Source organism: Arthrobacter sp. Hiyo1, assembly GCF_001263615.2.
GTDB lineage: Bacteria > Actinomycetota > Actinomycetes > Actinomycetales > Micrococcaceae > Arthrobacter.
Map to the genome: position 1 here is coordinate 732,187 of NZ_DF952468.1, position 1,470 is coordinate 733,656.

Annotated in this window: 2 pseudogenes; both read right to left on the reverse strand. The window is 65.4% G+C overall.

Features of this window, described 5'->3' with window-relative positions:
- A pseudogene (locus tag AHiyo1_RS26125) lies at positions 1-1,255 on the reverse strand (helicase-related protein); the annotation flags it as partial.
- Positions 1,256-1,268: 13 nt separating this feature from the next.
- A pseudogene (locus AHiyo1_RS24410) lies at positions 1,269-1,470 on the reverse strand (DNA-binding transcriptional regulator); the annotation flags it as partial.

The window sequence follows — 1,470 nt, forward strand, 5'->3', positions numbered from 1 at the left end:
CCGGCGGCTCAACGAAGGGGAAGTTCTCCACGTCCTTGGGGCCGCGGGCAACGCCCATGGCAGTCATCTGCAGGATGACCGCGGCAAGGTTGGTCCTCAGGATCTCCGGATCAGTGAACGGGGGGCGTGACTCGAAGTCCTCCTCGGAATAGAGCCGGATGGCGATACCCTCGGACACGCGCCCGCAACGGCCGGAACGCTGGCTTGCCGATGCCTGCGACACGCGTTCAATCGGCAGCCGTTGCACCTTGGTGCGGTGCGAGTAGCGCGAGATGCGGGCCGTGCCGGTGTCGACGACGTATTTGATGCCGGGAACGGTCAAGGACGTTTCCGCGACGTTGGTAGCGAGGATGATCCGCCGCTTGCCGCCCGGGTTGAAGACCCTGTGCTGCTCCTGCAGGCTCAAGCGGGCGAACAACGGCAGCACCTCGGTGCCCGCCAGCCTGCGGTTGGCCTGGATCCGGCCGTTCAACGCCTCGGCGGCGTCGCGGATCTCGCGCTCGCCGGAGAAGAACACCAGGATGTCTCCGGGAGCCTCAAGCGCGAGCTCGTCGACGGCGTCGCACACGGCATCGAGTGGGTCGCGGTCTTCCTCGAGCTCGTCGTCGGACGCGTCCTCATCCTCGCCGGATGCACCGCCGGCCGGTTGGGACAGCGGCCGGTAGCGGATTTCCACCGGGTAGGTCCGGCCCGAGACCTCGATGATCGGCGCGGGTTCTTCCTCGCTGCCGAAATGCTTCGCGAAACGCTCGGGGTCGATGGTCGCCGAGGTGATGATGACCTTCAGGTCCGGCCTTTGCGGCAGGATCCGCTTGAGGTAGCCCAGGATGAAGTCGATGTTGAGGCTGCGCTCGTGTGCCTCGTCGATGATGATGGCGCTGTACTTACGTAGCAGCTTGTCCCGCTGGATCTCAGCCAGCAGGATGCCGTCGGTCATTAGCTTGATTTTGGTGGCCTTGCTGACTTCGCCGGTGAAACGGACCTGGAAGCCCACTTCCTGCCCGATCTCGACGCCCATCTCGAAGGCGATGCGTTCTGCGACGGTGCGCGCGGCAAGGCGGCGCGGCTGGGTGTGGCCGATCAGGCCCTTGTCGCCGAGGCCGAGTTCCAGGCACATTTTGGGGATCTGCGTGGTCTTGCCGGAACCGGTTTCGCCGGCGATGATGGTCACCTGGTTTGCGGCGATGGCCGCCATCAAGTCCTCGCGGCGCTCGGAGACGGGCAGCTCTGCGGGGTAGGAAATATGAAGTGTCATGGCTGCTGACAGTCTACTGTGGCGGCGCGTCGGCGCGCAGTGCGCGCTTTCCCGCGGCCTTTTCCAATCGCCCGGCCATGGTGCGGGCGTACTCCTTGAATTCTTCAGGAGAGATGATCTCAAAGTCCATGTCCAGCGCCGCGAGGTGCGCCGCGGGCTGTGCCAAGCTGTCCCAGCCGGCGCGGAGCAGGGTTGCGTTCCCGCCGTCGTCGCTC